We start from the raw sequence: 4,128 nt of genomic DNA on the forward strand, positions 1-4,128 counted from the left end.
AACATCTCAGCCTCAAAAGAAGACTGGGTCATTTTCTCATAGTCTAAACTCCAGTTCTCTGCGTTTACCTGGAAGTTCCTGGAAAAGAGACTTGTGGGTCTGGTAATAATAAATGGAATAAGCAGCAAGTTGTTGAGCTTTTGGAAAAAGAAGAAAAAGCATCGACAACGTTTGTACTACCCTTAGCTGCTATTATTGAAACTGGTAATCATATTGCTCAAGCAAGAAAAAAAAGGTATGAAACTGCCCAAGCTTTAGCAGAGATTATGGAAAAAGCAGCAGATGAAAAAACACCTTGGGCAGCTTTCACGGATCAGTCAGTGCTTTGGGACGCTCAAGGACTGAAAAAATTAGCAGTGGAATGGTCTCAACTCGCAGCACAAAAAGTTTCAATAGGTGATGCTACCATCAAAACTGTAGCAGAATTCTACGCAAAAACTGGTTGCCAGGTGGAGATTCTTACTGGTGATCATGGACTTAAGGCATACCAACCCACTACACCAGCCCCAATTCCCAGACGCAGGAGAAGTAGATGAGCTGAGGGCGTGACAAGTGCGATTAATAATGATTACCTGTCGGTGGGCAGTGCCTAGTTAACCTATCCAAAGGTTGACAATTGCTCATAGGCACTGCCCACCCTACGATTGATTAATTATGACTAATTATATCAAAAATGTAGACAAATAAAAACTAGTTTTTATTCATTATTACCCTTATTCCCACACTTATCACAGTCTCCATATTTCGTAATAAAAAAATTCCTAAACCCCTTGACAAATAATTAATTTATTAATATATTAATATTGTACACAGTTTAAAGGTATAGCTTCCAATGAGCAAAAACATTAATCCGAACTCTGAAAACCCAGGTCGCAAATTTAAAAAAGCCAAGCACATATTGGTCGGTTCTCCTGAAGCGGTTAAGAAGACAATTTATGCCATTTATTCCCTTAAATACGCCTATCCCGACGAGTGGAGCACTCCGGAGCCTACCGGAAAGCCTGGTGAGGTTATGACCTTTTTGATTCGCTATTTTTACGTAGACTAGGATAGGATTTTGCCAGGGTTTTACGCCCTGGCGACAATGAATAGAGAAGGTTGTTTTGTGAAGGGGGATAAATCAGGATGAAGCATGAGTTAGGATGTTGTTGCTTTCCAGCAGTTGCTGACTAACTCGATCAGAATGTAGTAATTGATCAGGAGTTATCTAGATTTCAGTTCAGTTCAGTTCAGCCCAGCTGTACTTGTGGAAGCTAATACCATAGAATTCGGTCAAGCATTGGAGTTAACCAGAGCTTGACCGATTTTTTTTATTGCCAGGACTTACGCCTAAGATTTAATACCATTAGTCTAATCCCTAGACTTTATGTTAGAATTTCAATTTTTATGCTAGCCCTCAGTTCATGGGTTATTATTTATTATCTATAGCTATTATAAATAGGTTGTAAAGTATCACCCGGTCAAGATGCAACCACTACCAATAATTTTGGAGTTATCGATGTTCACAACTCGTTTATAAAACCTAGATTACCCATTGCAAAATAACTCTAGGTATACCATTCCTTAAGCAAGTATTGATTAATCTTGTTTCGTTTTCAGACTTAAGAGTGCTAATTCGATTAAGCCAAATTGGCCTTTATTGACTAAATTCAGCCAATTTTGTCTGATGGAATCGCCTTTGGCGTGGCTTACACAAATATGCATAATTAACCGTTTATATATAGAATACTCCTGGTTAAATTTTAGCTATTTTTACTCTATATATAAACAAAATAAGTCATATTGGCAACATGATTTATTTCACAATACTTAAACTACTAATTACAAGTATTATTCACGGGTTCATAAGGATAGGTTTGTATAAAACCTATCCATCTACCTAGATGTAAGGTAGTAGATTTGTAAAGAGACAGGGATGACAAAAATAAAAATCAGACTATCGAAAAGTCATGACCAGGAATTCGATGTCACATTGATCATATCTAATGAACCAGAAGACCTAAGAGGTTTTTTACCGCCCCAACCACCAAATTTGCAATCATCATTCAATCAATGGCTGTCCGGCTATCGTAATTTAGAGGGTGTACGCCTCGAATTCAAAAATGTGATTGTTTCTTCCGATGTTCAGAGCCAGGCTAGGGAAGTGATAGCCTTGCTAAATGAATGGCTCAACTTTGGCAGTAGACAATGGCTGCCGATCCGGGATAAATTAATCGAAGTAGGAAGCCGATGGCAGGGTGCTAAAACAGAAGAAATGTACATCATCCTTGATTTTCCGGAGGAGAAGTTTATTCAATTAGGTCGCATCCCTTGGCAAGAGTGGGATTTGTTCAAACACTACTACTCAGACTCTGAAATAGCTTTAAGGCTTTATGGTAAGCAGGGTCAGACAATTCTTCCCATTCAAAAATATGGGAAAGTCCGAATTTTGCTGGTTGTGGGAAGGAGTGACAACATCCAAACCAACAACGATATCAAGATAGTTCAAGAGTTAACGGAAAAAGGAGCAGAGGTTACCGTATTACTTCAGCCTACCAAAGAAGAACTATCGGAAGCACTTTGGCAAGAACCAGGCTACCATATTTTCATCTTTAGTGGTCACAGTAGCTGTGATCAGCAGACGCCAATTAGCTGGCTTGAGTTAAACGAGCTAGAAAGAATCAGTATAGACGATTTTGAAATAGCCTTCGGAAAAGCGATCGCTAAAGGATTGCAGTTAGCTATTTTCAATTCCTGTGATGGCCTGGGATTAGCTCAACAACTAGCTAAGTTGAATCTACCTCGTAGTATCGTCATGCGAGAATTAGTACCTGATCAGGTAGCCGTAAAATTTTTGCAGTATTTTTTCAAGGAGTTCACCAAAAACAAATCTCTTTTTACCTCTGTCCACATTGCCAGAAAACGTCTGGAGCATTTTAATAAACGTTTTCCCAATGCGACGTGGCTGCCAACACTGTGTATCAGAGAATCAGCATTAGACACACCGTTTACATGGAATGAACTCGGAAATTCAATGATGAAGCTACCACCTCGGATGTTGAAATTACTCCCTGGCTTACTAATTGGGGGAGTAGTCATAGTAAGTTTGAGCTTGATTCCACAGTCTTGCCCTGAAAAATAAATTTATTTCTTAGAGTTACGACAACAAATCTGGAAAAGACTGTTCCCTAAAAAATGTCTCGCTTATCTATCCGGCCTTCCTACTCAAAAAGAATGGCGGTATGGCGGTAGCACAACTTGGGCAAGAATTCGCAGAGAGGTAGACCAACGGATTCAAAGGATGCACCCAAAATTCAAATTGAAATACACTGAACATGAAACTGAATCACCGGGGTCTGATCCTGGAATAAAAATGTTATTAAACGGGCAGTTAGATTTTGCTCAATCCTCTCGGATAATCACAGATAAAGAAAGTTTACAGGCCAGACAAAACGGGTTTATTATCAGAGCAATACCCGTCGCCATTAATGGTATTGCTGTAGCGGTTCATCCTAACTTAGACGTTCCGGGTTTAACAATTAGTCAGCTTAAGGATATTTATACAGGTAAAATTACCAACTGGAGTGAGGTTGGTGGTCCGAACTTGTCTATAACTCCTTATTCTAGGAAAAAAGAAGCTGGGGGTACAGTGAACTATTTTGTAGGAACTATTTTAGACGGAGAAGAATTTGGCAAAACTGTCGATTTTACCTACAATACAAAGGAAGCAATCCGAAAAGTGGCTAAGGATTCTGGAGGGATTTACTACGCTTCTGCTGCAGATATTGTCCCCCAATGTACCATTAAGCCTCTGCCTCTTAAAGGAAAAAACAATCATAGGTTTATTGCGCCTTATCAGGAGCCTTTTATTCCCCCATATCAATGTAATCAGCAAAACCGCAACCAGGTCAATAGTGTTGCCTTTAAAAATGGTATCTATCCAATTACTCGTCCATTATTTGTGATTGTCAAAAAAAATGGGAAAGCAGAACAAAAAGCCGGAGAAGCTTACATCGATTTGCTGCGGACTGATGAGGGCAAAAAACTGCTAGAAGAAGCGGGTTTTATTCCTATTGATTAAAGGTATATCGCAAAGGCAACAGGCAATAGGCAATAGGCAATAGGCAATAGGCAATAGGCAATAGGCAA

At 39.3% G+C, this 4,128-nt stretch carries 4 protein-coding genes; all 4 read left to right on the forward strand.

The annotated features are described in order from the left end of the window. Nucleotides 1–140 precede the first annotated feature (140 nt). The 4 genes from AC4II3_RS31695 to AC4II3_RS31710 all read left to right on the forward strand — a co-directional run bounded on the left by AC4II3_RS31695 (nucleotide 141) and on the right by AC4II3_RS31710 (nucleotide 4,060). Nucleotides 141–536, forward strand: a complete 396-nt coding sequence (locus AC4II3_RS31695) for a hypothetical protein (RefSeq protein WP_488009248.1) — start codon at nucleotides 141–143, stop codon at nucleotides 534–536. A gap of 296 nt (nucleotides 537–832) precedes the next feature. Continuing rightward, nucleotides 833–1,048 carry a hypothetical protein gene (locus AC4II3_RS31700; protein ID WP_488009246.1) on the forward strand — a complete coding sequence of 72 codons (216 nt, stop codon included), beginning with the start codon at nucleotides 833–835 and terminating at the stop codon, nucleotides 1,046–1,048. An 867-nt stretch (nucleotides 1,049–1,915) separates the two neighbouring features. Then, complete coding sequence (locus AC4II3_RS31705; protein WP_488009244.1) at nucleotides 1,916–3,121, forward strand: CHAT domain-containing protein; 1,206 nt, start codon at nucleotides 1,916–1,918, stop codon at nucleotides 3,119–3,121. A 39-nt stretch (nucleotides 3,122–3,160) separates the two neighbouring features. Then, the gene (locus AC4II3_RS31710) at nucleotides 3,161–4,060 is read left to right on the forward strand and encodes a PstS family phosphate ABC transporter substrate-binding protein (protein ID WP_490723019.1); all 900 of its coding nucleotides are present in this window, start codon (nucleotides 3,161–3,163) and stop codon (nucleotides 4,058–4,060) included. Nucleotides 4,061–4,128 lie beyond the last annotated feature (68 nt).

The sequence above is a fragment of the Moorena sp. genome, assembly GCF_982860115.1.

What these genes read in the sequence shown, in the direction of transcription:
- AC4II3_RS31700 (WP_488009246.1), top strand. Translation starts at nt 833, where the DNA reads ATGAGCAAAAACATTAATCCGAACTCTGAAAACCCAGGTCGCAAATTT.
- AC4II3_RS31705 (WP_488009244.1), top strand. Translation starts at nt 1,916, where the DNA reads ATGACAAAAATAAAAATCAGACTATCGAAAAGTCATGACCAGGAATTC.